18 protein-coding genes are annotated in these 26546 nt (G+C 69.0%); 4 read left to right on the top strand and 14 right to left on the bottom strand.

Annotation, left to right across the window (positions count from 1 at the left end; translation table 11 throughout):
• Window positions 1–28 precede the first annotated feature (28 nt).
• Window positions 29–664: a TetR/AcrR family transcriptional regulator gene (locus I4J89_RS34490; protein ID WP_309238589.1), complete on the top strand. Its 636-nt coding sequence runs from the start codon at window positions 29–31 to the stop codon at window positions 662–664.
• A gap of 10 nt (window positions 665–674) precedes the next feature.
• Here I4J89_RS34490 and I4J89_RS34485 read toward each other — a convergent pair whose 3' ends face one another.
• From I4J89_RS34485 to I4J89_RS34435, 11 genes are all read right to left on the bottom strand, one after another.
• On the bottom strand, window positions 675–2975 hold the full coding sequence (locus I4J89_RS34485; protein ID WP_196418335.1) for an amino acid adenylation domain-containing protein: 2301 nt from the start codon (window positions 2973–2975) through the stop codon (window positions 675–677).
• Window positions 2965–6870 carry a non-ribosomal peptide synthetase gene (locus I4J89_RS34480; RefSeq protein WP_196418334.1) on the bottom strand — a complete coding sequence of 1302 codons (3906 nt, stop codon included), beginning with the start codon at window positions 6868–6870 and terminating at the stop codon, window positions 2965–2967. Before I4J89_RS34480 ends, I4J89_RS34485 begins: the two co-directional genes overlap by 11 nt.
• Window positions 6867–7916: a TauD/TfdA family dioxygenase gene (locus I4J89_RS34475; RefSeq protein ID WP_196418333.1), complete on the bottom strand. Its 1050-nt coding sequence runs from the start codon at window positions 7914–7916 to the stop codon at window positions 6867–6869. The genes I4J89_RS34480 and I4J89_RS34475 overlap by 4 nt, the downstream gene beginning before the upstream one ends.
• Window positions 7917–7927: 11 nt before the next feature.
• Window positions 7928–9217 (bottom strand): MFS transporter, encoded by a 1290-nt coding sequence (locus tag I4J89_RS34470; RefSeq protein ID WP_196418332.1) that lies wholly within the window; start codon window positions 9215–9217, stop codon window positions 7928–7930.
• On the bottom strand, window positions 9214–10812 hold the full coding sequence (locus I4J89_RS34465) for a condensation domain-containing protein (RefSeq protein WP_196418331.1): 1599 nt from the start codon (window positions 10810–10812) through the stop codon (window positions 9214–9216). Before I4J89_RS34465 ends, I4J89_RS34470 begins: the two co-directional genes overlap by 4 nt.
• Window positions 10809–12080: a cytochrome P450 gene (locus I4J89_RS34460; protein WP_196418330.1), complete on the bottom strand. Its 1272-nt coding sequence runs from the start codon at window positions 12078–12080 to the stop codon at window positions 10809–10811. Before I4J89_RS34460 ends, I4J89_RS34465 begins: the two co-directional genes overlap by 4 nt.
• Window positions 12061–13368 carry a condensation domain-containing protein gene (locus I4J89_RS34455; protein ID WP_196418329.1) on the bottom strand — a complete coding sequence of 436 codons (1308 nt, stop codon included), beginning with the start codon at window positions 13366–13368 and terminating at the stop codon, window positions 12061–12063. Before I4J89_RS34455 ends, I4J89_RS34460 begins: the two co-directional genes overlap by 20 nt.
• Window positions 13365–15149: a non-ribosomal peptide synthetase gene (locus I4J89_RS34450; protein WP_196418328.1), complete on the bottom strand. Its 1785-nt coding sequence runs from the start codon at window positions 15147–15149 to the stop codon at window positions 13365–13367. The genes I4J89_RS34455 and I4J89_RS34450 overlap by 4 nt, the downstream gene beginning before the upstream one ends.
• Before the next feature lie 27 nt (window positions 15150–15176).
• Entirely contained in the window at window positions 15177–15935 is a 759-nt protein-coding gene (locus I4J89_RS34445; RefSeq protein ID WP_196418327.1) for an N-acetyltransferase, read from the bottom strand.
• A 69-nt stretch (window positions 15936–16004) separates the two neighbouring features.
• On the bottom strand, window positions 16005–17105 hold the full coding sequence (locus I4J89_RS34440) for an amidinotransferase (RefSeq protein ID WP_196418326.1): 1101 nt from the start codon (window positions 17103–17105) through the stop codon (window positions 16005–16007).
• Between the two features lie 513 nt (window positions 17106–17618).
• A complete protein-coding gene (locus I4J89_RS34435) occupies window positions 17619–18638 on the bottom strand; it encodes a helix-turn-helix transcriptional regulator (RefSeq protein WP_309238588.1) in 1020 nt (339 codons plus the stop codon).
• 9 nt (window positions 18639–18647) lie between these two features.
• Between I4J89_RS34435 and I4J89_RS34430 the strand changes: the two genes are divergently transcribed.
• Complete coding sequence (locus I4J89_RS34430) at window positions 18648–19625, top strand: alpha/beta fold hydrolase (protein ID WP_196418325.1); 978 nt, start codon at window positions 18648–18650, stop codon at window positions 19623–19625.
• An 83-nt stretch (window positions 19626–19708) separates the two neighbouring features.
• On the opposite strand, the gene I4J89_RS34425 is transcribed toward I4J89_RS34430, so the two are convergent.
• Window positions 19709–21070: a DUF1996 domain-containing protein gene (locus tag I4J89_RS34425; RefSeq protein ID WP_230860069.1), complete on the bottom strand. Its 1362-nt coding sequence runs from the start codon at window positions 21068–21070 to the stop codon at window positions 19709–19711.
• Between the two features lie 198 nt (window positions 21071–21268).
• Here I4J89_RS34425 and I4J89_RS34420 point away from each other — a divergent pair, with 198 nt between their 5' ends.
• Window positions 21269–22747, top strand: coding sequence for an FUSC family protein (locus I4J89_RS34420; RefSeq protein ID WP_230860068.1), 1479 nt, complete (start codon window positions 21269–21271; stop codon window positions 22745–22747).
• A gap of 63 nt (window positions 22748–22810) precedes the next feature.
• On the opposite strand, the gene I4J89_RS34415 is transcribed toward I4J89_RS34420, so the two are convergent.
• Window positions 22811–23734 (bottom strand): hypothetical protein, encoded by a 924-nt coding sequence (locus I4J89_RS34415; protein ID WP_196418324.1) that lies wholly within the window; start codon window positions 23732–23734, stop codon window positions 22811–22813.
• A gap of 90 nt (window positions 23735–23824) precedes the next feature.
• Here I4J89_RS34415 and I4J89_RS34410 point away from each other — a divergent pair, with 90 nt between their 5' ends.
• Window positions 23825–24169 (top strand): hypothetical protein, encoded by a 345-nt coding sequence (locus I4J89_RS34410; RefSeq protein ID WP_196418323.1) that lies wholly within the window; start codon window positions 23825–23827, stop codon window positions 24167–24169.
• A gap of 66 nt (window positions 24170–24235) precedes the next feature.
• Here I4J89_RS34410 and I4J89_RS34405 read toward each other — a convergent pair whose 3' ends face one another.
• Window positions 24236–26428 carry an MMPL family transporter gene (locus tag I4J89_RS34405; protein WP_309238587.1) on the bottom strand — a complete coding sequence of 731 codons (2193 nt, stop codon included), beginning with the start codon at window positions 26426–26428 and terminating at the stop codon, window positions 24236–24238.
• Window positions 26429–26546: the final 118 nt, after the last annotated feature.

Below are 26546 nucleotides of genomic sequence, written 5' to 3'. Positions count from 1 at the left end.
CTATCGAATAGTGGACTACGCTGCACGCGTGACTGTCAACCGGCGTTACGTTTCGCCGCGGCGCCAGGAGCAGGCCCGGCAGACCCGGCGGGCGATCCTCGACGCGGCCGCCAAGCTGTTCGTGGACCCGGGCTATGCCGCGACGCCGCTGACCGCGGTCGCCGCCGAGGCCGGTGTTGCCGTGCAGACCGTGTACGCGGTATTCGGCAACAAGCGCCAGCTGCTGTCCGATCTCGTCGATGTCACCCTGGTCGGCGACGACGAGCAGGTGGCGATGGCGGAGCGGTCGTTCGTCGCCGACATCCGCGCGCTGACCGGTCTGCGGGCGAAGCTCACCCGGTATGCCCGGCATCTGGCCGAGACCCATGCCCGGCAGGTGCACGTGATGCTGGCGCTGGCCGGTGCGGCGAGCGCCGACGCCGACGCGGCGGCGATCTGGCGCAAGAACCTCGAGGACCGGCGCCGCGGCATGGCGATGTTCGCCGCCGATCTCGCGGCCAGCGGCGAGGTCCTGGTCAGCCAGGAGCGGGCCGCCGACGTGCTGTGGCTCGCGCAGGACGTCCGCAACTACGACTGGCTGGTCCGCGAGCGCGGGTGGCCGGTCGAGCGGTTCGAGCGGTGGTTCGTCGACAGCGTCGCCGCCGTGCTCGGCGCGCCGGACTGACCGCGGGAGGTCACCGTTGTCTGCGCTCCGCCAGGAGTCGCTCAGCGGTGCGTTCCAGCTCGCCTGCGTCGACCTTGCCATTGGTCGTCAGCGGGATCCGGTCCACGATGGCCCAGAGTGCGGGCACGGCGTACCTCGGCAGGGATCGGGTGAGATGCGCCCGCAGCGCGGGTTCCAGCCGCGGCTCCGGGCTGGCGACCACGCCGGCCAGCAGACGCCGGGACGATGCGTCGGCGCCCACCGCGACCACCACGGCGTCCCGGACCAGGGGGTGCTCCAGCAGCCGTGCCGCGATCTCCTGGGTTTCGATGCGATAGCCGCGGATCTTGACCTGGTGATCGGTCCGGCCCAGGAAGCGTACGAGGTCGTGGGCGTCGAGGCGCACCAGATCGCCGGTACGGTACATGCGCTCACCGGTGTCCGGGGCAGGCAGCCCGAACACCGCTCGCGTCTGCTCCGGCGCGCCCAGATAGTCGATGGCGAGGCCGGCGCCGGTCACGTAGAGCTCGCCCACACCTCCCGGCGGTACCTCGCGTCCCGTGCGGTCCAGGATCAGGAGTCCGGTTCCGGCGATCGGCCGCCCGATGGGCAGGGGTGACTCCACCGCGCTCGGATCGTCGAGGTGGTGCACCGTGCTGAACGTCGTGTTCTCGGTCGGCCCGTAACCGTTGGTGACGCGGATGCCCGGAAAGCGCTCGAGCAGTCGCCGGACCTGCTCGGGCGGCACCACGTCGCCGCCGGTCAGCACCTGCCGGACGCCGGCGAAGGCGTGCGGAGTGAGGTCGACCATCAACCGGAACAGCCCGGCGGTGAGCCAGAGCACGGTGACGCCGCGCTCCTCGATGAACGCCGCCAGTTCGCCGGACGACGGCAGCTCGTGCGGGATCACCTCCACGGCTGCGCCGTTGGCGAGGGGAGCGAACAGCTCGAGCGTGGAGGCGTCGAACGCCAGCGGCGCGAACCTGAGCATCCGCTCGCCGGGACCGCAGCGTACGTGGTCCGGGTCTCGCACGAGCCGGACCACCGCCCGGTGGGGTATCCGTACGGCCTTGGGGGTCCCGGTGGAACCGGATGTGAACGTGATGTAGGCCGCCCGGTCCGGGTCCACCGGTGGCAGCGGCGGCACCGCGAGGCCCGTGCCGCCGGCGTCGAGCGGATCCGGCGCGATCACCGTGGCGCACGGGGACGGACACAGCCGGCTGATCCGGTCGGCCATGACCGGGTCACCGACGATCGCGCTGGGATTCGCGGCGCTGAACATCCGCTGAAGGCGATCGTCGGGAGCCCCGGCGTCGAAGGCCACGTACGTGCCGCCGCAGCGCAGCACGGCCAGGACCGACACCAGTTCCCTGGCCGATCGCGCGTGCGCGATCAGGACGTTGACGCCCACGCCGACGCCGGCCTCCGCCAGAACAGCCGCCAACCGCTCCACGGCGGACACCAGATCCGCGTAGCTGAGCGGCCGCGCCAGGTCCGCGCCGCTAACCGCCTCGGCGTCGGGCCGGGATCGAGCGACCGCCGCCACCATCCGCCAGACGTCGTCGGACGAGTCGCACCGCGGCCCGTTGCGGATGAGGGCAAGCCGCGCGCGCTGCGCCTGCGAGATGGTCCGCACCGCCTCCAGCGGCTCGTCCAGCGAGTCGAGGAGCTCGACGAGCGTGGCGTCGAGCGAGTCCGTCAGGGCGGCGGCTTCCGACGGCAGGAGTACGGAGGTCGCGTAGTCCAACGCCAGTTCCGCCCGGGGAGCCCATCGCCGCAGGACGAGTGAGGCGTCGAACGGTGACACCCCCTCGCCGACGGCCAGCTCGGGCAGGTCCTTCCCGCGCACGTCGGCGACGAACTGGACCAGCGGCGTACGGCGGGGATCGTCGGAGAACTCCAACCCGGCCCGCAGTTCGTCCACCCCGACGTCTCCGGCCTCGGCCAGCGCCGACGCGATCCCGCCCACGTACGCACGCGCGGACGTCGCTTCCGTCAGCAGGCAGCGGACCGGGACCAGGCGCGGACCGTCAAGGGTGTAGCCGAGGAGGAGATCCTCCACCCCGGCACGCCTGGCGAGCACCAGACTCCACGCCGTCAGCAGCACCGTCGCGCGGCTCACGGAACAGTCCGCCGCCAGCCGCGCGCAGGCGGACTCGGCACGGTTGGACAGGACGAAGGTCAGCCGCGCTCCGGTGCGGTCCTGGGTCGCGGGACGGGTCAGATCGGACGGAAGTTCGAGCACCGTCGGAGCACCCTTGAGCTGGGCGACCCTGGCGGCCACGAGCGCCTCCGACGGCTCCCGGCCGACCGTTGCCGATCTAGCGGTCATCGGAACGCTTCCCCGTCGATCCGGTTTCGGACAACAGCGCCGAGAGCCGTTGCGCGAGAACACCGACCTGCGGCGCGACCATCATCGTGTGGTGGTCGCCGGGCACGTGCTCGACGCGAACCCCGGATCCGTAGATCTGTTCCCAGCCCAGCGTCTCGCCGGGGCTGTCCCGCACCTCCTCGTCCATCGCCAGGAAGAGCGTGACGGGGTAGTCCGCCGACGGCGTGAGCGGCGGTCGCGCATCCCGGATGTACCGCCGCGCCGCGCTGACGTTCCCTCGGTACACCGTGAGCAGCTGCCGCAGCTCCGCCCGGCCGGCGTCGGCAGGCAGCAGGTCCTTGTTCCGGACCAGCTGGACCAGATGATCCAGCCGCGCCTCCGGGTCCAGCGACTCGAGTTCTCCGGTGGGGATGTCCAGCTGGTAGTGCCAGGCGAAGCGCTGGATGAGCTCGATGTCCGTGACGTCGGCGCCGGAATCCAGCGGCTCGTCTCCGGCGAGTTCGTCGAGCTGCGCTTTGACGGGTGCGTCACTGTCGAACAGGACGAGCTGAGCCACCTCGTTTCCGGCGGCCGCCAGCTGCTGTGCGACCTCGTGCGCGATGATCCCGCCGAGGCACCATCCGCCGATCCAGTACGGTCCCTGCGGCTGGTGTTCCTTGATCTCCGCCACGTACTGGGCGGCCATCTCGGTGAGCTCGTCCGGGCTGCTCCCGCCGGGGTAGAGCCCCGGTGACTGCAGGCCGATGAACGGACGTTCGTCCCCGGCGGCACGCGCCAGCGGCAGGTAACTCAGCACGCCGCCACCGCCCGCGTGGATGCAGAAGAACGGGGCCAGCGAACCGGAGGCCTGTAGCGGCACGGCGGACCGGAACTGGTGCTCCCGCTCCGCTGAGCGCAGGAGCTGAGCCATCGCCTCGATCGAGCTCGCGTTGACCATGGCCGACACGGGCAGGCTGACGCCGGTCGCCTTCCGGATGTCCGCGATCAGGCGGATCGCCTTCAGCGAGTTCCCGCCCACCTCGAAGAAGTCGTCGGTGACGCCGACGATCCTGCCGAGCGACCGTGTCCAGAGGTGGGAGAGGATCAGTTCGATGGTGTCCCTGGGCGGAATCTCGCCGCGGTGAGCGGCCTGGCGGACGTCGGCCGCGGCTCGGATCAGGGCCGCCCGGTCCAGCTTGCCGTTACCGCTCAGCGGAAACGCGTCGAGCGCGACGATGGCGGCCGGCCGCATGTAGTGCGGCAGGCGCGCCGCGGCGAACTGGTGAAGCTCGGTCTCGTGCAGATCGCCGGCGCCCGTTACGAACACGACCAGCCTCTGCTGCCCGGCGTCATCGGGATTCACCAGTGCGACGCAGTCTTTCACGTCCGGATGCGTCCGCAGGGTCGACTCGATCTCTCGCAGCTCGACCCGGTATCCGGCGATCTTCACCTGGTCGTCGTCGCGTCCGACGAATTCGAGGTCGCCGCTGGGCAGCTTGCGCACCACGTCACCGGTCCGGTAGCGGCGGCCGTCGGACCGGTGCGACAGCGGGTCCGGGATGAAGCGCTCGGCCGTGAGCTCCGGCAGGCCGAGATAGCCGCCGGCGACGCCCGGCCCGCCGATCACCAGCTCGCCGGGCACCCAGCAGGGAACCTCGTGCAGCGCCTTGTCCACGACCTGGACGGTGGCCGCGCCCAACGGGCTGCCGATCGGCACCGACCCCGACCGCGGGTCGAGCTCCGCCGGCCGGACCCGGTACGCGGTCGCGCCCACGGTCGTCTCGGTCGGGCCGTAGTGGTTGACGATCTCGCAGCCGTTCGCCAGCTCGTCCAGCCGGGCGGCCAGGTCGCGCTGCAACAGTTCGCCACCGATGACGAGCGCCCGCCGGGGGATCAGGCCCGCCGGGTTCGCGCTCGTCTGCAGGAGCGCCGTCAGATGCGACGGGGTGATCTTGAGGACGTCGACCGCTTCGCGCTGGAGGTATTCCGCGAGCTCGTCCCCGCTCCGGAGAACGTCGTCGTCCACCAGGTGGAGCGTCCCGGCGGTGCACAGCGCCGCGAACAGGACCGTGTATCCCAGGTCCGCGCTGAGCGTCGACACGTGGGCGTAACCGAGGCCGGGTTCCAGGCCGAGGCGTTCGGTGATCGCGTCGACGTACCCGGCGATCTGCTCGTGCCCCACCAGCACACCCTTCGGCCTGCCGGTCGTCCCCGAGGTGTACAGGACGTAGGCCAGGTCGGCGGACCCTCTCGGGTTGTCCCGGGCCGGTCCGCGGTCACCCTCGTGGTTCATGTCGTGAACGATGATCGGGGCCGTGCGAAGAGACTCGGCCAGGAAGGCGTAGGCAGGCTCGGTGATGATGATCTCGACACCGCTGTCGTCGATCATCAGGCGCAGACGTTCCGGTGGCAGGGTCGGGTCCAGGGGGACGTACGCCGCGCCGGACTCGAGCACCGCCAGCATCGCGGCCAGCGCCGTGGCGCTGCGGCCGAACAGAATGCCGACCCGGCTGCCCGGCCCGGCTCCGCGCTCGACGAGCTGGCCGGCGAGCGCCTGTCCGGTCGCGTGCAGCGCACCGTAGCTGTGCCGGCCACGGTTGTCCACCACCGCGACGGCCGACGGTTCCGCGCGAGCGTGCCGGGCGAATCGCTCGTGCACCGGGACCAGCTCGCCGCCGGCCGGCGCCGGCGTGGAAGCGGGGCGCAGGCGATCGGTGGGCAGCAGTGGCACCTCGTCGATGGGCGTCTCCGGGGCGGACAGCCAGGTCTCCAGCACCGATCCGAGGCCTGTGGCGAGGTCGGCCACGTCGGCCCGGTCGAAGCGGTCCGTCCGGTACCTCAGCACCACCCGCAGCGACGCGTCGTCCTGCTCGACCGCCAGTTCGAGGTCCGTCTCCAGTACGGTGTCGATCCGGCTGAGCTCGAATTCCACCCCGTCGGTACGAACGGCCGGTGGCCGGACGCGATGGGTGAAGCCGATGGACGTCCGCCCCTGTTCCACGGAGCCGCCGGTGAACCCGTACTGCAACTGTTCGGCTGCTTCGTCCTGTGCCTTGACGTGACGGACCAGGGACCGCAGGGATGCCGAGGGGTCGTCGTCGAGCCGTACCGGCGCGAGCCTGGCCAACGGCCCGATCGCGTCCGCCACGTCGGCCTCCTGCCGGCCCGATCGCGTCGCCATCACCACCAGGGGCCGGCCGGGAACGTACCGACCGAGCAGCGCGGCCCAGGACGCGAGCAGGACCTCGCGCGCCGTGCCCCCGTCGCGCAGGCCTTCGGGCAGGGCCACCTCTACGGTGTCCTCGCCTGCGGGGCGATCCGCACTGGAGTGTTGAAACGGTAGCCGCGGCAGGTCTCCGAGGATTTCGGTGAGCGCGGCGTCCGCCTCGTCCACCTGCTGGTTGAACCACTCCGCCAGGTCGGCGTACTGCAACGGCTCCTCGTCCGAGGACGCAGGTGCCGTGCCGCCGTACAGTCCGGCCAGGCTCTCCGCGAGCAACGCGACGCTCTCGGCATCGGCGTTCAGGGTCGGCAGCCGAAGGAACAGGGTGTGCAGCTGGTCATCCCGTCTCGCCAGCCCGACCTGCAATGGCGGACCGGCGGGATCCATCGGCTCCGCGATGCGGGACCGCCAGCCCTCCTCGGTGACGTCGTCGACGACGACCGAGGCCGGTGCCGTGATCCGCTGCAGCGGCACGTCGAGGCCGGCGACACGGCGGTAGTCGGTGCGCAGGATCTCGAAGCGCTCGACCAGGCTGTCCAGGGCCGCCCGCAGGCGGCCGATGTCGAGCGGACCCCGGATCGTGATCTCACCGGAGATCGAGGGACAGCCGGTCGACACGACCTGGGTGAGCCAGGCGTGCCGCTGCTGTGGCGACAACGGGAACATCTCCGTGGTCGCGTCCGTGCTGGTCATCGCGTCTCCTTGAGGGCACTCCAGGCGCCGGACATGGCGACGAGCACTTTCCGGGGGCCGTCGTAGGGGTTCCGCCCGTGGCTCATCAGCATGTTGTCCACCAGCATCACGTCACCGGTCTGCCATGGGGTGGCGACGGTCTCCGCCTCGAACGCGGCCCGGATCTCGGTGAGCGCCTCGTCCTCGATCACGCTGCCGTCGCCGTACAGGGCGTTGCGCGGGAGCTGCTCGGGCCCGAACGACGCCAGCAGGTCCTCACGGACGGCGGCGGGCAGGCTGGAGGTGTGGAAGAGGTGGGCCTGGTTGAACCACGCCATCTCATGGGTGTGCGGGTGCTCGGCGACCACCTGACAGACCTGCCTGGTACGAAGGCCGCCGTCCGGGAGCCACTCCAGATCGATCTCGTTGGCCGCGCAGAAGGCCTCCACGGTCTCCCGGTCATCGGTCTCGAACACCTGCTGCCAGGGCAGGTCGACACCGCCGCCGTAATTGCGCACGTACATGATCCCGTCGCGCTCGAACCGCGCGCGAACCGAGGCCGGGATGCGCTCCAGCACCCGCCGGCTGTCCGCGAGCGGCGTCTCTCCGCCGCTCGTGGCGTTGAGCTGGCAGAAGAACCACAGTCGCAGCGGCCAGTTCCGCGAGTAGGCCATCTCGTTGTGCTGCGGGATCGTCGCCTCCGGCGGGTACTCGCTGGACGTGTACACGCCCTTCGATTCCTTGGTGCGCGGAGTGGATCCGTACATGTAGTCGAGCAGCCGCTCGTCACCACCGTCCCCGGCCACGTTGGCGAAGTCGGCTGCCGTGGCGACCTGGAACTTCCGGAAGAGCACCGCACCGGCGGCCCGCAGGTGGCTGTCGACGGTCTGCTGGCTCTCCCGCAGCCATGCGGCCAGGTCGAGGCCGGCGGTCCGCGCTTCGACGACGACAGGCGCGCCGGGCCGGTCGGCACCCGTGATGCGCACGAGACCGTCGCTGCCGGGTTCGACGCTCCGGCGGCGGATGGACCGCACCGAGCGTCCCGGCGCTGGAGTCGAAGCTCCCATTGTTCGTCTCCTTAACGTTCTGTTTGCAGTTGGTCCTGGTTCTCGGTGATGCGCAGGCCGCGGATCGGGGACAGCACCAGCAGGACGGTCGGGATCAGCAGCGCGGCGCCGGAGAGGAGTACGACCGCCCGCGAACTCGTCGCCTCGGCCACGACTCCACCGATCAGGGATCCGAGCGGGATGGTGCCCCAGATGAGGAAGCGCATCGTGGCGTTCGTGCGGCCGAGAAGCGCGGCGGGGGTGACCGCCTGCCGGATGGTCACCGCCGCGACATTGAAGATCGGGATGCCGCATACGAAGAGCAGGTAGCCGCTGCTGGCTATGACGAGACCGAGCCCCATCCCGGCGGGCGCGACACCCACCAGGAGGACGCCGGCCGCCATCGTGGCGCTGCCGATGAGGAAGCCGCCGCCGATGCCGATGCGGTTCGAGATCCACCCGGCGGCAAGTGAGCCCAGCACGCCGCCCACGCCGCCGAGGCTCAGGAGCACCCCGACGAACACGGCGCCCAACCGTAGATCGTCGACGATGAAGAGGTACTGGATCGCCAGGAAGGCGTAGACGAAGAGGTTGGTGAGGCCGGCCACGGCCGCGTTCCACCGCAGTACGCCGGACCGCCAGACGAAAGCGATGCCTTCCTTGATCTCCTGCCAGGCGGACCGCGTGCCGCCCTCGGTGTTCTGCGGCCGGGCCTCGTCCTTGGGCAGCGCCGACAGCATGCCTCCGGACACGAGGAACGACACGGCGTCCACGACCAGGGCCCAGGGTGCGGTGATGAGCTGGACCAGCGCCCCACCCAGGCCGGGCCCCACCACCTCGCTGGCGGAGCGGGCGGCCTCGAGCTTGGCGTTCCCCTCGGTCAGGAGGTCCCGGGGGACAAGCGACGGCATGATCGACAGCGCGGCCACGTCGGACAGGACGGTGAGGATGCCGAGCAGGAACGCCACCACGTACAGATGCGTCACCGTCAGCACGTCCATGGCCGCCGCGATGGGAATGGTCAGCACGAGCGGCGCGCGCAGGACAGAGGCGAAGATCAGGAGCTTGCGGCGGGACCAGCGGTCGACCAGCACGCCGGCCATCAGCGCGAAGATCAGGAACGGCAGCCGCTCGGCCGCGATGAGCAGACCGAGTTGTACGGGCGACGCGTCCAGCACGAGCACCGCCGTGAGCGGGATGGCTACCACGCTGACCTGGAAGCCGACCTGAGCCACGGTCTGTGACCCGAGGTAGGTGACATAGCCGCGGCGCCGCCAGAGTGACGGTCTCGACGCCGCCGTGGTCGTTTCCTCCTCCGTCATCGCGTGCGATCTGCCTCGGCCGGCGTCACCCGCTCATCGGGGTGGTGGACCAGCCGGTCGAGCGCGCGGAGCATCGTCTCGGCCATCTCCGCCGCCCGCCGCTGCGGATGCCGCACGGTGTCGACCGTTACGTCGAGCTGGAGCCCGAACGCCCGGGGGGCGTATATCGCCTCGACGCGGATGGGAACGCTGGTGCTGTCCCGCCAGTCCTCCTCCACGTCGACGAGCCCCTGGGCGAGCAAGTCGTCGATGTTGTGGAAGTTCACGAAGTTCAGGGCCACGTCGAAGGGCCGGCGGCCGAGGAACTCGATGATCTCGGAGTACGGGAAACGCCGATGTGGCAGGAGCTCGCGCTCCGCCTCGAACGCTCGCTGCGCGAGTTCCCGCCAGGTGGCCCCGCTCGACCCTAGGCGCACCGGCAGGTGGTTGAGGAACAGCCCGAGCGTCAGATCCGCTCCCGGCTGCTCCGGCCGGCCACTCATCGACAGCCCGGCCACCTGGGCGCGACCGAACGCGGATTCGACAGCGGTGTAGTAGGCGGCCACTACCAGGCTCTTGACCGGCAGGCTCCACGCCGTCGAGAGCGCGGCGAGTGAGTCGACCGCGGGCCGCGGCGCGACCAGGGAGACCTTGTGGGGTACGGGCGGTGCCGACCGCCGGGCCGGCCGCTGCGAGCCGTCGCGCGGCCCTTCCCCGAAGCGCGCGAAGAACCGCCGATGGCCGTCGTCGGCGAGTGCCTCGCGTTCCAGCCGGACGAACTCGGAGAACGGCGCCGGCGGTGCCAACGAGGGCTGCTCGCCGCGCAGCATGGCCTGGTACGTCTTGATCAGCTCCGACGCCAGGACCGACTCGCTCCAGCCGTCGAGGATCGCGTGGTGGAACGCGTAGGTGAGGCGGAAGCGGTCTGGCCCGGACGGTGCGGCGTGCGCACGGATCAGCGGGACGGTGTCCACGTCGAACTGCCGGCCGAGCTTCTCCATCGTCGCACTGCGGCGAGCCGTCACCTCCTCGTCGGGCAACCCGCGGAGGTCGTCCAGCTCCAGCTCGACGGTGGCCTGCTTCTCGACGAGTTGCAGCGGCTCGCTGTAGCCGCCGAGATCGAAACGGGTGCGCAGGATCGGATGTCTGCCCACCATGTGATCCAGGGCTTGGCGGAGCACCTCGACATCCAGCGGCAGCATGACCTCGCGGGAGACCACGTCGACGTAGAGAGAGCCTCCGCTGGCCGCGCTCTCGTAGACCAGACCGAGCTGCAGCCTGGTCATCGGGTAGGCCGCGCTGACCGAGGCCGGCAGCTGTTCTCGATCGGCCTGCTCGAGCAAATTCGTGGCGGGTGCGGTGTCGCCGCCGGCCTGCGCCGTCAGGTTCAGGCAGGATCCGCGCAGATCCGGTCGCTTGAACAGGTCCACGAGCTTCAGCGGCAGCCCGCGCTGCTCGGCCGCCGAAATGATCTCGATGGCCAGCAACGAATCACCGCCGAGCGCGAAGAAGTCGTCGTCCGGACCGACGTCGCGGACGTGCAGCACCGACTCCCAGATCTCGGCCATGACGGACTCGACCGCGTTCAACGGTCCGGCACTACTCGTCGTGCTCATCGAATCTCACCCTTCTCAGCCGACGTGAACCGCACCGGCAGCGTGTTGAAGCCGCTCAGGAAATTGGAATAGAGCCGCTTCGGCTCCCCGATCAGCTCCATGCCGTCGGTGGTCTCCACCAGTGCGGTGACCAGCGCGCTCAGCTCGATCCGCGCCAGCTGGGCACCCAGACAGAAATGGGGGCCGATCGCGAACGCCAGGTGGCGGTTGGGGGTACGGGAGAGTCGCAACCGCGTCGGATCGTCGAATTGCTCTGGATCGAAGTTGGCCGACGAGTTCCAGATGGTGACGATGTCGTCGCGCGCGATCTGACGGCCGCCGAGGGTCGTGTCCCGCGTGGCGACTCGACCCGCGTGAAGAGTCGGCGTGGTCCATCGCAGAAACTCCTCGACGGCGAAATCCACCGACACGTCCCCGGCTTTGAGCCGATTCCACTCGTCCGGCCACTGGGTCAGAGCGTGCACGGCCCCGATCATCGACAGCCGGGTCGTCTCGTCGCCGCCGATCAAAATGCTGTACGCGTTGTACAGCAGCTCCTGGTCGGTGAGCGCGATCGGCGATCTCGTCATCTGGATCAGCAGGCCGAGAATGTCGTCGCCGGGGGAGTCCTGGCGAGTTCGCGCCAGCTTGGCGAAGTAGAGCAGGATCTCGTTGCGAGCCAGCCGCGCGTCGATCTCGGTCCCGTCCGGCCCTTCGGAAGCGAGTGCCAGCTTGCTCTGACTGAGCAGCAACTCGCGGTCTTTCTCCGGCACCATGAGCAGGTCGCAGATCACCGCGAGCGGGATGTAGGGCGCCACTTCGTTGCCCAGGTCGCAGTCTCCGCTTTCCACCGCCGCACGCACCAGCCGAAGAGTGGCGCTGCGAACGCGTTCGGCCAGGCCGGAAAGCGCGCGAGGAGTCAGCGCGCGCATCAGCACGCGCCGGATCTGCTGGTGCCGGGGGCCGTCGGAGACCGGCAGCATCTTGCCTCCGGCCGGATCGCCGCCGGCCAGGAGCGTAGCCAGGACGTTGCCGCGACGGGAGGTGTACACGTCGCTGTTCCGGTAGGCCTCGACCGCGGTGGCGTAACTGCTGACGACCCAGAAACCACCGTCGATCGTGGGATGCCAGGCCACCGGCTGCCGTTCACGCAGCAGGCCCCAGACTTCGCTCAAATCACGCTCGGCATGCAGGCTCGGCGACGTCAAGTCGATGTCGGCGAGTGGGCCCGAGCCGAATTCGAGGTACGGACTCCGTGTGCGCGCCTCGTCAGCGATCTTTTCTGTCATTCTCGCCTCCCTCGTCTTGCCGCACTGCCGCGCTGAGGGTCGCCGAGAACTGCTCGCTCAGGTTCCTGATTGTTTCCGGCTTGAAGAGCTCAACCCGATAGTTGATCTGCAATTCGATGCCGGTGTCCTCGAAGAAGGAGAAGACCAGGTCGATCGGCGCGGCAGCGACCGGTGCCGGTATCGGCCGCACCGCCAGATCCCCGAGGTGATACTGGGCGATCGGTTCCGGCTGATGGACGAACGCCGTCTGCAGGAACGGTGTCTGCTGTGGTCGGCGGGGTGGCCGGATCGCTGCCACGAGCATGTCGAACGGCAGATCCTGATGGTCCTGCGCATCGAGGACGGTCTGCCGCACCCGCCGCACGGCATCACGGAAACTCGGCTCGCCGCTCAGATCAGTACGCAGCACAAGATTATTGACGAAGAACCCGATCAAATAATCCAGCTTCGCATGACTTCGGCCAGCAACCGACGTCGTCACCACAATGTCGGTCTCACCGGTCAACCGCGACAGCGATATCTTGTACGCTGCGAGCAACACCATGAACAGGGTGGAGTTCTCTTCACGGGCCAACGCCCGCACCCCATCCACCACCGCGGAGTCGAGCGAAAAACTGAAAGTGTTGCCGTCCCGCGACTCCACCCCTGACGGATCCCGGTCATACGGCAAGCTCATATACGCCGGAGCTTCAGAAAGCTGTTTCCGCCAGTAGCCTTCCAGCGCGGAACGCCGTTCCTGCGTCAGCAGCTCCCGCTGCCAGACAGCAAAATCCGCATACTGCAACGGCAACTCATCCAACGGCGACACATCACCCGCCGCCAGCGCCGGATACAACGCCACCAGCTCGTCCTGCAGAATCCCGACGGACCAGCCATCCGTCACAATATGGTGCATATTAACGAGCAATACGCCGGAATCGTCGGCCTCCAGAATGATCCGCGCCCGGAACAACGGGCCATGAACCAGATCAAAGGGCCGCTCCAGCTCCGCACGAATCGCCTGATCAACACCGATCGCGTCACCACGGCAGTCGACGACCTCCACGTCGGCGCCGCGGAACTCGCCCACCACCTGCGTCGGCACACCCCGCTCGGTCCCGAAGGTCGTCCGCAACACCTCGTGCCGCTCGACCACGGCATCCAGACACGAGCGCATCACGTCCACCCGCACCGCACCACGCCACCGCAACAACATCGGAGTGGTATAGGCTAAGCTCCCCGGTGCCGCCTGCTCGGCGATCCACAACCGACGCTGCCCAAAAGACAGCGGCATCTGTCGTGGAATCATGACGCCCTCTGTCGCAGTTCGATGTATTCGGCCAGTCCAGCGGGCGTGCGGTTCTCCAGCACGTCTCTGAAGCGGATCGCGACCCCGAAGTGATCACTTACCCGGGCCGCGATGCGCATCCCGGAGAGCGAGTTGCCGCCCAGTTCCAGGAGGTCGACGTCCGGTCCGCACTCGTCGATTCCGAGGGCCTCACACCAGATTTTGATCATTTCGGCCGCGTGTCCGCCGCCGTCTGCGCGCTCGCCTGAGGACGTGTCGCCGGCGGCCGAGGCCTGGTTCGTCAGGGCGTCGACATCGATCTTGCCGGAGGAGAGCAGTGGCATCGTCTCGAGAACCACGACGCTGGCCGGCATCATGAAGGCCGGCACTCGTTCCGCCAGATGGTCCTTGACCTGCTGAACATCCTGCGTTGGGTCGACCAGTTCGAGGTATGCGACGAGGCCCGTGTGACCCGATGCCTCCCGGCGTGACACGACACACGCCCGATGGACTGCCGGGTGCGCGGTGAGCGTGCCCTCGATCTCGTTGGGGTTGACCCGGAAGCCGTTGATCTTGACCTGGCGGTCGACGCGTCCTACGAAGTGCAGCCGGCCAGACTCGTCGAAGGTGCCGAGGTCCCCGGTGCGATACAGCCGTCCAGGTCCGAACGGATCCGGGACGAACGCGGCGGCAGTGCCTTTCGGGTCGTTCCAGTAACCCGCGCCCACACCGGGACCGCCGATGAAGAGCTCGCCCACCGACCCCGCCGGCACCGGCTGCATCCGTTCGTCGAGCACGTGCGTCGTCACGGTCGGACACGGACCGCCCAGCGGCAGCGCCGGGAACCGGTCCGCCGGGACGTCCCGGTCGTCGCGGTAGATCGTCGAGGTGACACAGGTTTCGGTCAGGCCGTAGCAGTTCCACAGGTCCACCCCGGCCGGCACCGAACGGCGCCACACCATCAGGTCGTCCGCCGACGCCCGCTCCCCGCCGATCAGCACACTCTGTACGCACGCCGGCAGCCGCTCCGAGCCGTCCCGCAACTCCAGGCAGATCTCCCGCCAGTAGGCGGTGGGCAGGTAGAGGTGCGAGACCGACTGCTCGGCGAGCTCACGCAGGAAATGCGGCACCCCGTAATCGGCTTCGTCGGTACACATCGTCAGCGGTGTACCGAGAAACAGGGGGAGGATCATCTCTTCGATGCTGGAGTCCCAGCCCAGCGCGCCGAAATGCAGAGCGTGATGCTCCGGGCTCGGTGCATAGGGCGAGGCGACCGCGGTGACCAGGTTGTACAGCGAGGCGTGCTCGATCATGACGCCCTTGGGCTGCCCGCTGGATCCGCTGGTGTACACGAGGCAGGCGAGTTGCCGAGGGTGCGCCTTGACCGGCGCGGCCGGTCCACCGGAGGCGGCGGCGTGCTCGACCTCGAGGATCGGGCAGTCCGTCCACGCTGCTCGCAGGCTCTCGACGTTGGCGCTGTCGGTCAGGATGGCCCCGGGCCGGACCTGGCCCAGGATGTATTGCAGGCGTTGCTCGGAGATCGCTTCGTTCAACGGCACATACACGCAGCCGGCGTGCCACACCCCGAGCATCGCGACCACAGCCCATTCGCTACGGGACGTGATCACGACGACGGGAGCGTTTTCGGTTGGCATGGGAATCGCCGACAACGCCTGTTGCGTGTTGCGTACCAGCTCGTCGAGCTCCCGGTGGGTCAACCAGCGACGCCGTGACCTGAGTGCCAGGGCGTCGGGTGTCGCCGCCGCACGCGCGGCTATCGCCTCATGAACAAGACCGGTCATCGAAGTCGCCTCCGGAGGAAAAGGGGATCAGGACAGTGCCTGGTGCACCCAGACGTTGGGTTCGACGTACGCGGCCGAATCGTGGGTGAGGTCGCAGTGCACCGGAACCATGGCGCCGGGAACGATGACCGGGCCGTCCTTGTCGAACGGCAGGCCCGTCCACTGTCGCCACTGAGCGAGCGAGCCCACCACGACCATCGAGGCCGGGGCGATACCGACGATCGACGCGCCGAGCCGGGCCTGCGCGCGCAGCAGCGGATCCGCCGGCAGGCCATCGGCCGTCAGCTGTGCGGCGTAGTCGCCCAGCGTCATCTCGGGTACGGCCGTCTTGCCGGGCGGCCGCACCGGCGCGACGAAATGGCGCAGGCCCTTGGACCGGGCGATGACGCGGAACTGGCGCAGCATCTCCGCGCCCAGGCCGGAGCTGCGCATGTCGGGGCGGATGGTCACCTCCAGGCCGCACAGCGCGTCACCGCCGTACCCGGCCAAGCGGGCGACGCGGCCCAGGACGATGGCGGCGTCCCAGCCGGTGTCCGGCAGCCCGGCCGGCGGCTCCTCGGCGAGCCCGATCGGCACCGAGTACGCCCGCGCGATCACCTGGTCCGGGCGGTCGGCCGGCGTGGCGACCAACGTGTAGTCGGTGTAGTACTCGGCCGCGTCCAGGTAGAAGGACTGCCCGACCGGGTCGTGCTGCATGAACTCGGGCCAGCCACCGTCGAGCGCCTCGGCCTTCGAAGCCAGATGGGGCCGGTCGGTGAGCGTCGTGATCTCGATGCCCTCGATCACGAGTCTGCTGACTGACGCTTGTCGGTGCGTGGGTGGATCATCGTCCCTCTCTTGCTGTCATAGCCCCGATCAGTCCAGGAAGGATTGAAGCGTGCCCGACCGGCGAACGTCCAATGTGGCGCAGTGGAAGGAGCCGCCGAAACTGTTGAAGTTGCGGAAGTTGCAGGGGATCGGCGTGAAGCCCCAGCCCCGCAGTGCCCTGATCATCGGCTCGTCCTGCGCCTCGACGACGACGCGTGTCTCGTCGATCGAGAAGAGGTTCATGTTGATCCACTTGCTCGTCATGTAGAGCGGGTGCGAGTCGGGCATCACCGGGGTCGGCGCGGGCAGCAGGTCCCAGGCCTTGAACATCTGCGGGACCTTGGTGACCCGCTCCGGGTTGACCAGCAACTTGCCGGGCGCGAGCGGGGTGATGGTCGCGTCGATGTGCATCGGGTGGTCGTCGTCGAACTCGAGGATCCGCACCCGGTAGTCGTCGCCGAGGTGGCGGGCCAGCCAGGCGATGCCGAACTCGTTGGTGACGTTGCTCTTCTGCCCGACGATGTCGCGGCCGAAGCGCAGGAAGTCCGCCGCGTCGAAGGTGGGCTCGAACTCGGTCACCACCAGGCGCGCCGGCTCACCCGCGGTGGGCTCCGACCACTCCAGGTCGTAGAGATCGTCGAGCAGCTCCGGCTTGGGTCCGGCACTCCACCGGGCGCCGTGCCGGAAATACTCCTTGAGCAGCGGCCGGTAGGCCAGGTTCTCGTAGTACCGCGACCGCCACGCCATCGGGCACTCGATGATCTCCTCGCCGACCACCAGCAGTGCGTCGCGCGGCATGGCGGCGTACATCCCGGTGCTCGTCCACGCCCCGGTCGAGTACGGCCGGTTCTGCGGAATCGGCTCCGGGCGGCGTACGGTGACGCCCTCCGCCTCCAGCAGCCGGACGAACTCCTCGAGTTCCCGGCTCGCGGCCTTGACGAGCTCGGGCGGGAACGGCCGGCCCTGCTCCCGGCGGAACGTCTCGTGCTGGCCGGACGGGATGACCGGTTCCAATGCGGGGTGCCAGGGCGGGAACGTCGCGTCGTCGACGATCCCGACGACAACCTCCTCCAGCGGATCCCACTCGGTGTACGAGCGGACCGGACTGTTGACCACCTGCTGCGAGGTGACCGCCTCTTCTAGGAACATGACCCGCCTTCAGTCGTAGAGGTAGCCGATGTCTTTGGACATGCGTTTGGCGCGACGGCGCCAGGCAAGGTAGCGGCGTATCGCCGGGGGAGCTCCGAGAATCTAAAGGGGCTCGCTCCGCGAGCCGTCCTTGATGTCTCCCCGGAGACGCCTGATCAGCCGGCCACAACCGGTGCTGACCATGCGAAATGGGCGCGACCTTTCCATATTTCAACGTCGACTGCCCCATATTGCTCAATGCGAAATCCCCCGTGTCAAATTCATTTCACGACCAGCGGTCCCAGTGAAACGGACAGCAGGGGATGCGGCTATGAAGAAACGCGGCGCAGATGGCCGTGTTTCGAAATCCCCCGTTGCCCGGCTCACCGGAATGCGATGCACATTCATGAGCATGACTGACGGTAGGCTAATCGATCATCATGGAAAACTGAAGGGTCGTATCAAGGTTTCTGAAACCTCGCCGGGATGCGCGGCGCCGCGTGCCGGTGCCAGACCGCCGGCCTCGCACGGCCCTCAGCGCGAGCGATCGGCGTCGCCGTATCGCTCGACGAGCGCGTTGCCGATCGAGGCCAGGTGGTCTCGCACGCCCGGAGGGCCAGTCACCTCGAGCCATTCGACCAGCCCGGCGAGTTCGCCGGCGAGCGCGTACTCGTTGTAGCCGCGGATCACGACCTCGATGCGGCCGTCGGTCCTGGAGCCTCCTACCTGGAGCCGGCCGCCGAGCATCATCCGGAGCAGGTACATCCCGTCGGGCGCGCAGAGCGCCTGGATCTCGAGGGGCGTTCGCCTGCGGTCGACCTCGTCGGCGATCTCGCGCCAGCTCTCGGCGAGGTCGAAGTCCTCGGGCCGGTGCACGGGATCGTCGGTCGGGTCGGCGGACGACACGCGGTCGATGCGGAAGGTCCGCCGGCCGGCCTCGGTGTTGGCGACGAGGTACCACGACGGACCTTTGGCGACGATGCCCAGCGGATGGACGGTTCTCTCGGTTTCGGCGCCCTTGCCGTCGACGTAGCCGAGCCGCACCTGGACGCCGCGGATCACCGCGTCCTGGAGTTCGTCGAGGAAGCGAGGTGGTCGGTGCTCGACCCGGCTCGACCCCCATCGCTGCGGGTCCATGACCAACGACGACGCCGCGGCCGCGGCCTGCACCCGGAAGGGCTCCGGCAGGGCACGAACGAGCTTGCGTAGAGCCGCTTTCACGGCCGGCGTCGCGGCCGAGGCCGGGCCGGCAACCAGGAACAGGGCGCGGGCCTCACTCGCGGTCAACCCGGACAGGTCGGTGCGGGCACCGCCCACGAGGCGCCAGCCGCCGCCTCGGCCCTGCATGGAGTACACCGGCACCCCGGCCATGGCCAGGGCGTCGAGGTCGCGACGGGCGGTGCGCTCGGAAACCTCCAGCTCTCGGGCGACATCTGCTGCTGTCACTTGCTCGCGCTGTTGCAGCAAAAGGACGATGGCCATCAGTCGGTCGGCTCGCACCCCGGCAACACTTCCAAACAAACCGGTCATGGGGTGACCGGTTTCGGTCGGCACGATGGCGACATGACCTCACCGACGAGTCCCACCACCCACGATCGCATCGATCGAACCGACTTTCCCGAGCCCACCCTTGTTTCCGTCAACGGTGTGGAACTCGAAGTCTTCGAAGCCGGCCGGCAGAATGCAGGAAGACCCATTGTGCTCTGCCACGGCTGGCCGGAGCATGCCTTCTCTTGGCGCCATCAGGTGCCTGCCCTTGCCGCAGCGGGCTATCACGTCATCGTCCCGAACCAGCGGGGTTATGGAAACTCGTCCCGTCCGGCCGAAGTGACAGACTATGACATCGAACACTTGTCGGGCGATCTCATCGCACTTCTCGATTACTACGGATACGACGATGCCACGTTTGTCGGTCATGACTGGGGTGCGGCTGTCGTTTGGGGATTGACCTTGTTGCATCCCAACCGTGTGAACAAGGTGATCAACCTGAGCCTGCCTTACCTCGAGCGCGGAGAAAAGCCCTGGATCGAGGTCATGGAAGACACGTTTGGCGGTGACTTCTATTTCGTCCACTTCAATCGACAGCCAGGCGTCGCGGGCGCCGTATTCGACGACAATACCTTCCAGTTCCTTCGCAACATGTACCGGAAGAACGTGCCACCCGCGGAGCCTCAGCCGGGTATGGCGCTGATCAACCTGGCCAGAGCAGAGACGCCACTCGGTGAGCCCGTAATGAGCGACAGTGAACTGGCCGTTTTCGTCTCCGCCTTCGAGTCATCGGGGTTCACGGGCGGTATCAATTGGTACCGGAACCTGGACCGCAACTGGCGCTTGCTGGCGGACGTGAACCCAGTCATCCAGCAGCCCACCCTCATGATCTACGGCGACCGGGATGCCGTCCTGAGGTCTGAAAACCTGACCGAGTTCGTGCCCAATGCGGAAGTGGCCAGTCTGGATTGCGGTCATTGGATCCAGCAGGAAAAGCCGGAAGAAACAAACCAAGCGATTCTGAAGTGGCTGGACCAGCGGGATGCCACCTGACGCTTGCAGGTGAGCGTCTTACTCGGCAAGCAGCCACCGCCGCGGAGACTTGACGGTGGCTGCTTGCCGCTCCTGCCGGCGTACTAGAAGTTGCCGTCGGTGTTGCACTTGGCCTTTTGGGCCAGGCAATTCTTCACGCGCTCACCCTGCGCCCGGTTGTCCCACGCGAAGAACGCGTCGCCGTGCATGGACGACGCCATCCCCGACGCGAGCCGGAAGCCGGCCGCGTTGCCGCTGGTGGGGTACGCGATGAGGAACGACAGGTTGGGAATGGCGACCGGATAGTCGCCTCGGCAGGTGCCGTCGTAGCTGTACGAGACGTGCGCCTTGTGGGTCGGGCTGTCCAGGTTCCGGCCGTCCCAGCAGTCCTGGAACACGAGGTGGAACATGAGGACGGCGGTGGAAGCGCAGACCGGCCAGTTGCCGTCGGCGCTGCGGCCGATCTCCCCGCCGGGGCCGGCGCAGTAGAACGCGTTCACTGAACCGGCCGGGGTGGGCGCCTGCAGTTTGGCGTCGCCGGCGATCATCCGGAAGCCCTGGGGGAAGGGTTTGGTCACCGACGGGTCGGTGAGCCGGGATCCGTAGTAGACGACGACGTCTTTCGGCTCGATCGCCCGGTCGCCCTGGTAGAGCGTCGGGATCCAGTACGCGGACAGGTCGGGAGCGGGCCGGCAGCTGGTGCCGGCGTTGGCCAGCAGCGTGCCGGTCGTCGTGTTCGCATCCGTCCGGTCGTTGCCGAGGAACGAGTGCATGTGCGAGGCGCCCGGCAGGCCCGGGAAGATGATCGGGTCGTCCGGGCGTGAGTGGCTGTAGGCGCAGGTCGCGTTGAACTCCGGGACCCGTACCGTGCCGGCCGGCACGGTCCTGGGCACCATCGCGTTGAACTGGGCGAGCTGGGCGTTCCACGCGGCCTGGTCGATCGGGATCCAGCCTTGACCCGGGTCGGCCGGCCGGCCGTCGCCGAACGAGAACCAGTTGATATTGACGAAGTCCCCACCGGTCGTGTTGCGCAGGGCCGCGAACACGGTCTGCGCGCCGGTCGGGTGGCCGGCCGCGGTCGCGGTCAGTGTCCGCCAGGTCTGCCAGCCGCCGGTCGAGGTGATGGCGAACTGGGCGAGGACGGGCCCGGTAACCGAACCGGTGCGCAGCTCCACGCTGCCGGTGCCGACGGCGGACGCCACCCGCGCCTGGATGGTCAGCGTGCCGGCGGCGCCCAGGTTGACGTTGTCGTAGCGGAGCCAGTCGCCGTTGCCGAGGTAGGCGACGTTCTGCCCGCCGCCGGTGTCGGCTGTCGCCTCGACCTGCGCGCCGGATTGCGCGGCGTAGGACTCGGCCTGGACGGTGACGGTTGCCGCCTCGGCGGATCTCGCGGAAAGGATCACTGTGGTCGCTGACGCCGCGAGGACCGCGGCGAACAGCATACGGAGGCGTGGGGATGAATTCATCGACGCTCCTCGAGGTGGGGATCGGGGTGCGAGGAGTATCGGGCGCGAGAGAGCGCTTTCACAACATCGATCGGTGACGATCGACGTCATGTGCGTAAACGAGGGCAAAGTCTGGGGAAGCGCTTTCTTGAGACGCCAGCCGCGGCGCGGTGACCGACAATGGGTGTTACGCCCGTGCTCGCCGCCTGAGGAGGAGTCATGCGGCTACCCGTGTACGTGCGCCATCCGCGCTCCGCCGTACTCGCCCGGTGGGGTCGTGTGCCGGGCCTGCGCACTGCCAAGGCCACGCTTGCCGCGGTGCTGGCCTATGTGGTCGCCGACCTGCTGAACACGACCGAAGCCCCGATCCTCGCGCCGCTGACCGCGCTGCTGGTGGTCCAGTTGACCGTGTACGAAACGGTCGCCCAGGGCATCCAGCGCATCTTGAGCGTGCTGGCCGGCGTGCTGGTCGCGCTCGCGATCGCGACCTTCGTCGGGTTGAGCTGGTGGAGCCTCGGTGCCGTGGTGGCCGTGTCGCTCGTGGTCGGCCAGGTGCTCCGGCTGGGACCGCACACGGTCGAGGTGCCGATCAGCGCGATGCTCGTGCTCGCCGTCGGTGGCGGGGGCGCCGAGGGCGCCGCCGCGGGCCGGGTGTACGAGACCCTCATCGGCGCCGCGATCGGCCTCGCCGTCAACTTCGCCGTCGCTCCGCCGGTCAACGTGCTGCCGGCGGGTGACGCCATCGGACGGGTGGCCACCCAGCTGGCGAAGATCTTGCGCGGGCTCGCCGGCGAACTCAGGCAGGGCTGGTCGCGTGCCGCGGCGGACCGCTGGCTCAAGGAGGCCCGGGCGCTGGGACCGCACGTCTCCCGGGCGGACCTGTCGCTTGCCCGCGCCGAACGCAGCGCGTTGCTGAACCCGCGCGGTGATGAGGTCCGTGAGGCGCAGCCGCGGCTGCGCAACGCGCTGACCGGGCTCGATCATTGCTACGTCGTGGTGCGGACGCTGTGCCGGGAGCTTTTCGACCGTACGTTGTACCTTCCGCCGGACCTGGAGACCGAGGCGTACGGGCCGGACACCCGTGACGCCCTCGCCGACGTGCTGGAGTGCGCGTCCCAGGCGATGGATGCCGTGGCCGATGTCGCCACCGGCGCCGGGCCGGTCGAGGTGGCCCGCGCCAGGGTGCAGACCCATCTGGACGATCTTCAGCGCCGGCGTGACCGGCTGGGTCAACTGCTCGTCGTCGACCCGCACGCCGACGCGGCGGCCTGGCAGCAGCACGGTGCGCTGCTGGCCACCGTCGACCGGCTGCGGGTGGAAACCGAGGCGGCGGTACGCCCGGCGTCCGAGCCGTGGCGCCCACCACTCATCGCGGAGGAGTCGCGGCAGGCTGTGCGACGTGTCATCGACGCCGCCGCGAAGGAAGGGCGGCCGCGGCAGGCCGTCCGCCGGGTGATCGACGTGGCCGCGGACGCTGCCACGACCGCTGCGGCGGCGACGCAAGCGGCCGCCGATGACCTGCTACGAACGCACCCGCAGGGAGCCGACGCTGACAACGCGCTGCAAGCGGAGCGACTGGCCACCGAGGCTGCCGCGGTCGCGCACGTGGCGGCGGAGCTGGCCGCCGAAGCCGAGGTGGAGTCTGCGGAGACGGCGGCGGAGGAATCCGAGCGGCCGGACCGCGACCCGCCGGCGTGACCGGATCACCTCGCGCGCGGCGCGAATTCGACCGAGATCGAGACGGGTCCGGAGCACAGCGGGTCAATCTACCCGGTCGGACACCGTGAGAAGGACCGCGACAAGGATCAGCAGCCCGGCAACCGTACCGAAGTGGTTCTGCAACGTGAGCACCCACGGCGGCTCCGGCGGCGGGAACTCCGGCGTCACCGCGAAGGAGAAGACCGCCTTCCACGACCCCCAGGCGAACAGGAACCCGGAAGCCAGCCACGACAGCAGCAGGGGCGCCCGGCCGGTGTGGCGGGTCAGCGTCCAGGCGCTCCATGCGGCGACCAGCGCCCACACTCCGCTGTTGGCGGTGAGGAGGTGCCATTGCACATCGCGGCTGTCGAGCGTCGCCTCGTTCAAGCCGATCGTCCCGCCCAGCGCCCAGAACAGCTGTGGCAGGCCGAGGGCAATGCAGAGCGCCGCCGCCAACCGGGCCACGGTGACCCGCACGCCTGGGCGCCCAGGGACGCCCCTGCCGGAGAACGCCTGCGGCCATCGGCGTACGGCGTAGACCGGGGCGGCGATCGCCACACCGAGCGCGAACCCGGCGAACGACACGGACAGCAGACCGATTTCCCAGGTAGTCATCGGCGCTTCCGCGGAGGTGTCGCCGGTGTCCGTGCTCACCAGCGCGAGAAGCGGGATGAGCGGGATCATCGGCACCAGGAAGCCCATGCCGATCCAGGCCGGGATCAGCACCATCCAGTCCGGCACCCGCAGGCCCCATGGCTGTGCCAGCGCGAGGCCGAGCAGCATGGCCAGCCCGGACATCGCCACCGTCAGCCCGTTGATGGCCGCCCAGTTCAGGTGGCGCCAGGCTCCTTCGTGCAGCCCTCCGCCGCGCAGTCCGTCGATCGTCCAGAAGATCTTCATGACGAAGTACGGCGCCATCGCGACGACGGCGCCGTACGCGGCAACGCGGCCGGCAATGGCGCCGTCAAGCCGCTCAGCTCTGCTCATGCCGCTCACGGTAGGTTTCGGCGCGCCGGGCGACCTCCCTCTGTGGAGGGAGCGCCCTCCCGCTCGTTGGTGAACGCGTAGGCTGCGCCGATGCAGCGGATCGACGTGACCGGCGAGGGCATCACGGTGACGTCGGTGACCGAGCCGCTGGTCTCGGTGTTCGGCACGGAGATGCGGCCGGGTTCAACCAACGTGTTCGCGGTGCCGTGGGACGAGATCGCCGACGTCTCGCTTTCGGCGCTGAGTCTTGAACCCGATGGCGCCCGCTGGCCGGCGCTGACGGTGAACGTCACCTACGGCGAGTATTTCGAGGTGCACGAAGGTGCGGAAGGCTTCGCGGAAGCCGTGGGCGATCTGTGCCGGCTGTCGGGCATCCCGGCACCCGACGTCGCGGCCCTGCCGGCGGCCGGAATGGTGATCTGGCCGGCTCCGTAATCGTGCGTGCGGTCCACTTCCCGGCACGGGGGACCGGGAAGCGGACCGCACACGGCCCCGCCGGGGTCAGGGCCGTCCCAATGAGGCTGCGGTCTCGGCGACCGGTGCACTGGCCGCCGGCTCGGCCGGGGCGGGGACCGTCTCCCGCAGGCCGAAACGCTGGTGGAAGCGGCGCAACCCGGCGGGGGCCCACCAGGTCGCCCGGCCGCCGAGGCGCATCAGCGCGGGCAGCAGTGCGCCGCGGATCAGCGTCGCGTCGACCAGCACGGCCAGCGGCAGGCCGATGCCGTACGCCTTGATATAGGTGATCCCCGAGACGGTGAACGCCAGGAACACGATCGAGATCAGCAGGGCGGCCGCCGAGACCATCCGTCCGATGCGCTCCAGCCCGATTGCGACCGCGGCATTGCCGTCGCCGGTGCGTTCGTACTCCTCCCGGATGCGCGAGAGCATGAACACCTGGTAGTCCATGGCCAGGCCGAAGGAGAGCGCGAACAGCATCACCGGGATCGTCGACGCGATGGTGCCGGTCACGGTGAAGCCGCCGAGCAGGCCGGACAGGTGTCCGTCCTGGAAGATCCAGACGAGGGCGCCGAACGTGGCGGTCAGGCTGAGCGCGCTGAGCAGCAGCGCCAGCACGGGCAGCAGGACGCTGCCGGTCAGCAGGAACAACAGGACCAGCATCGCCACGGCGATCAACCCGAGGGTGTACGGGAGCCGCTCGATCAGCACGTCGGTGGTGTCCACGCTGACCGCCGCGTTGCCGCCCACCAGCACGGGGAACGGTGCGGGTTGGTCGCGTACGACGTCGACCAGCCGCAGCGCGTCGTCCGGGTTGGTGGTGTCCGGCACCACCGAGAGGTAGACACCGTCATCGATCGCGAACCGGCGGTGCCCCTCGGTGGCCGGTACCGCCACGGCGCCGTCGACGTAGCTGCCGCTGACCGTGTCCACCCGGCCGACGTGCGGCAGGCGGGACAGGCCGGCGGCGTAGTCGCCGACCTCGGTCGAGGCCGCGTCGGCCCGCTGCGCGACGACCTGCAGGGCGTTCAGTTCGGCGCCGTTGAAGTTGTTCCGGATCAGCGTGGTCACCTGCCGGGCCTGCGACGACTCCGGCATCGAGCGTTCGTCCGGCATGCCGAGCTTGATGCCGAGGAACGGCACGCCGAGCAGCAGGAGCAGGGCGATGACCGCGGTGGCGACCGGGATCGGGCGGCGCATCACGAAGGTGGCCAGGCGGTGCCAGAAGCCTGACTCGGCGTCGGCCGGGCCGGCGGCCGGCCGCCGCCGGCGCAGGATCCGGCCGCGCTCGATGCGCGGGCCGAGGATGGCGAGCAGGGCCGGCAGCACGGTGAGTGAGCCCACCGCGGCCATCAGCGCGGTGATGATCGCGCCGTAGCCGAGGCTGCTCACCGCGGGCAGCGGGATGAACAGCAATCCGGCCAGGACGAGCACGATGGTGATGGCCGAGAAGGCGACGGTACGGCCGGCGACCGTGACCGTGACGCGCAGGGCGTCCCGGGTGTCCCGGCCGTGCGCGAGTTCCTCGCGATAGCGGTTGACCATCAGCAGGCTGTAGTCGATGGACAGACCGAGGCCCAGCAGGGTGACCACGCTGACCGCGAAGACGGAGAGGTCGGTGGTCGAGGCGACCACCCACAGCACGCCCATCCCGAGCAGCATGGTCACGATCGCCACGGCCAGCGGCACCAGCCCGGCCACGATCGAGCCGAACACGATGATCAGCACGATCATGGTCACCGGGAAGGCGATCGCCTCGCCCTTGGTGCCGTCCTTCTGGCTCTGCTCGGTGGTCTCTTTCCAGAACATGGCCGAGCCGCCGACCCGTACGTCCAGGCCGTCGTGGGTGCCCTCGTAGCGGGGCACCAGGTCGTCCAGGATCTTGTTGACGGTGGTCTCGTCGCCGCGAACGGTCGCGCCGATCAGGGCCTTGCGGCCGTCGTTGCTGCGCAGCTGCGGCGGCTTGCCGGCGATCCAGTACGAAGTGACGTTGCTGACGTCGGCCTCCGCCGCCAGCCGGTTGCTGAGTTCGGTGCCGGCGTCGGTCACGGCTTGGTCGTCCACGCTCGTCGGCGCGCTGACCACCAGTGTGAGGTTGGGCGTGCCCTGACCGGCCTCGTCCAGGATCTGAGCGGCTCGACCGGACTCCGCCCCGGCGTCGGCCAGCCCGCCGGCGGTCAGCTTGTCGAACAGGGTCGCGCTCGCCGCGCCGCCGGCCAGTGCCAGCAGGACGGTCACGATGAGGACTGTCCTGCTCCGCCGGAGCACCAATTCCGACAGCCTTTCCAGCATGATTTCCACTCCTTCGTCGCAAGACGTCCATCTCGGCGGTTCTACGATGTTCAGGACCGCTGCG

It is taken from the genome of Actinoplanes aureus, assembly GCF_015704865.1.
Taxonomy (GTDB): Bacteria; Actinomycetota; Actinomycetes; order Mycobacteriales; family Micromonosporaceae; genus Actinoplanes; species Actinoplanes aureus.
The sequence above is the reverse complement of the archived record's forward strand: the minus strand, read 5'-3'. Positions and strand labels throughout refer to the sequence as shown.

What these genes read in the sequence shown, in the direction of transcription:
- I4J89_RS34485 (WP_196418335.1), bottom strand. Translation starts at nt 2,975, where the DNA reads ATGACCGCTAGATCGGCAACGGTCGGCCGGGAGCCGTCGGAGGCGCTC.
- I4J89_RS34480 (WP_196418334.1), bottom strand. Translation starts at nt 6,870, where the DNA reads ATGACCAGCACGGACGCGACCACGGAGATGTTCCCGTTGTCGCCACAG.
- I4J89_RS34475 (WP_196418333.1), bottom strand. Translation starts at nt 7,916, where the DNA reads ATGGGAGCTTCGACTCCAGCGCCGGGACGCTCGGTGCGGTCCATCCGC.
- I4J89_RS34470 (WP_196418332.1), bottom strand. Translation starts at nt 9,217, where the DNA reads ATGACGGAGGAGGAAACGACCACGGCGGCGTCGAGACCGTCACTCTGG.
- I4J89_RS34465 (WP_196418331.1), bottom strand. Translation starts at nt 10,812, where the DNA reads ATGAGCACGACGAGTAGTGCCGGACCGTTGAACGCGGTCGAGTCCGTC.
- I4J89_RS34460 (WP_196418330.1), bottom strand. Translation starts at nt 12,080, where the DNA reads ATGACAGAAAAGATCGCTGACGAGGCGCGCACACGGAGTCCGTACCTC.
- I4J89_RS34455 (WP_196418329.1), bottom strand. Translation starts at nt 13,368, where the DNA reads ATGATTCCACGACAGATGCCGCTGTCTTTTGGGCAGCGTCGGTTGTGG.
- I4J89_RS34450 (WP_196418328.1), bottom strand. Translation starts at nt 15,149, where the DNA reads ATGACCGGTCTTGTTCATGAGGCGATAGCCGCGCGTGCGGCGGCGACA.
- I4J89_RS34440 (WP_196418326.1), bottom strand. Translation starts at nt 17,105, where the DNA reads ATGTTCCTAGAAGAGGCGGTCACCTCGCAGCAGGTGGTCAACAGTCCG.
- I4J89_RS34430 (WP_196418325.1), top strand. Translation starts at nt 18,648, where the DNA reads ATGACCTCACCGACGAGTCCCACCACCCACGATCGCATCGATCGAACC.
- I4J89_RS34425 (WP_230860069.1), bottom strand. Translation starts at nt 21,070, where the DNA reads ATGAATTCATCCCCACGCCTCCGTATGCTGTTCGCCGCGGTCCTCGCG.
- I4J89_RS34420 (WP_230860068.1), top strand. Translation starts at nt 21,269, where the DNA reads ATGCGGCTACCCGTGTACGTGCGCCATCCGCGCTCCGCCGTACTCGCC.
- I4J89_RS34415 (WP_196418324.1), bottom strand. Translation starts at nt 23,734, where the DNA reads ATGAGCAGAGCTGAGCGGCTTGACGGCGCCATTGCCGGCCGCGTTGCC.
- I4J89_RS34410 (WP_196418323.1), top strand. Translation starts at nt 23,825, where the DNA reads ATGCAGCGGATCGACGTGACCGGCGAGGGCATCACGGTGACGTCGGTG.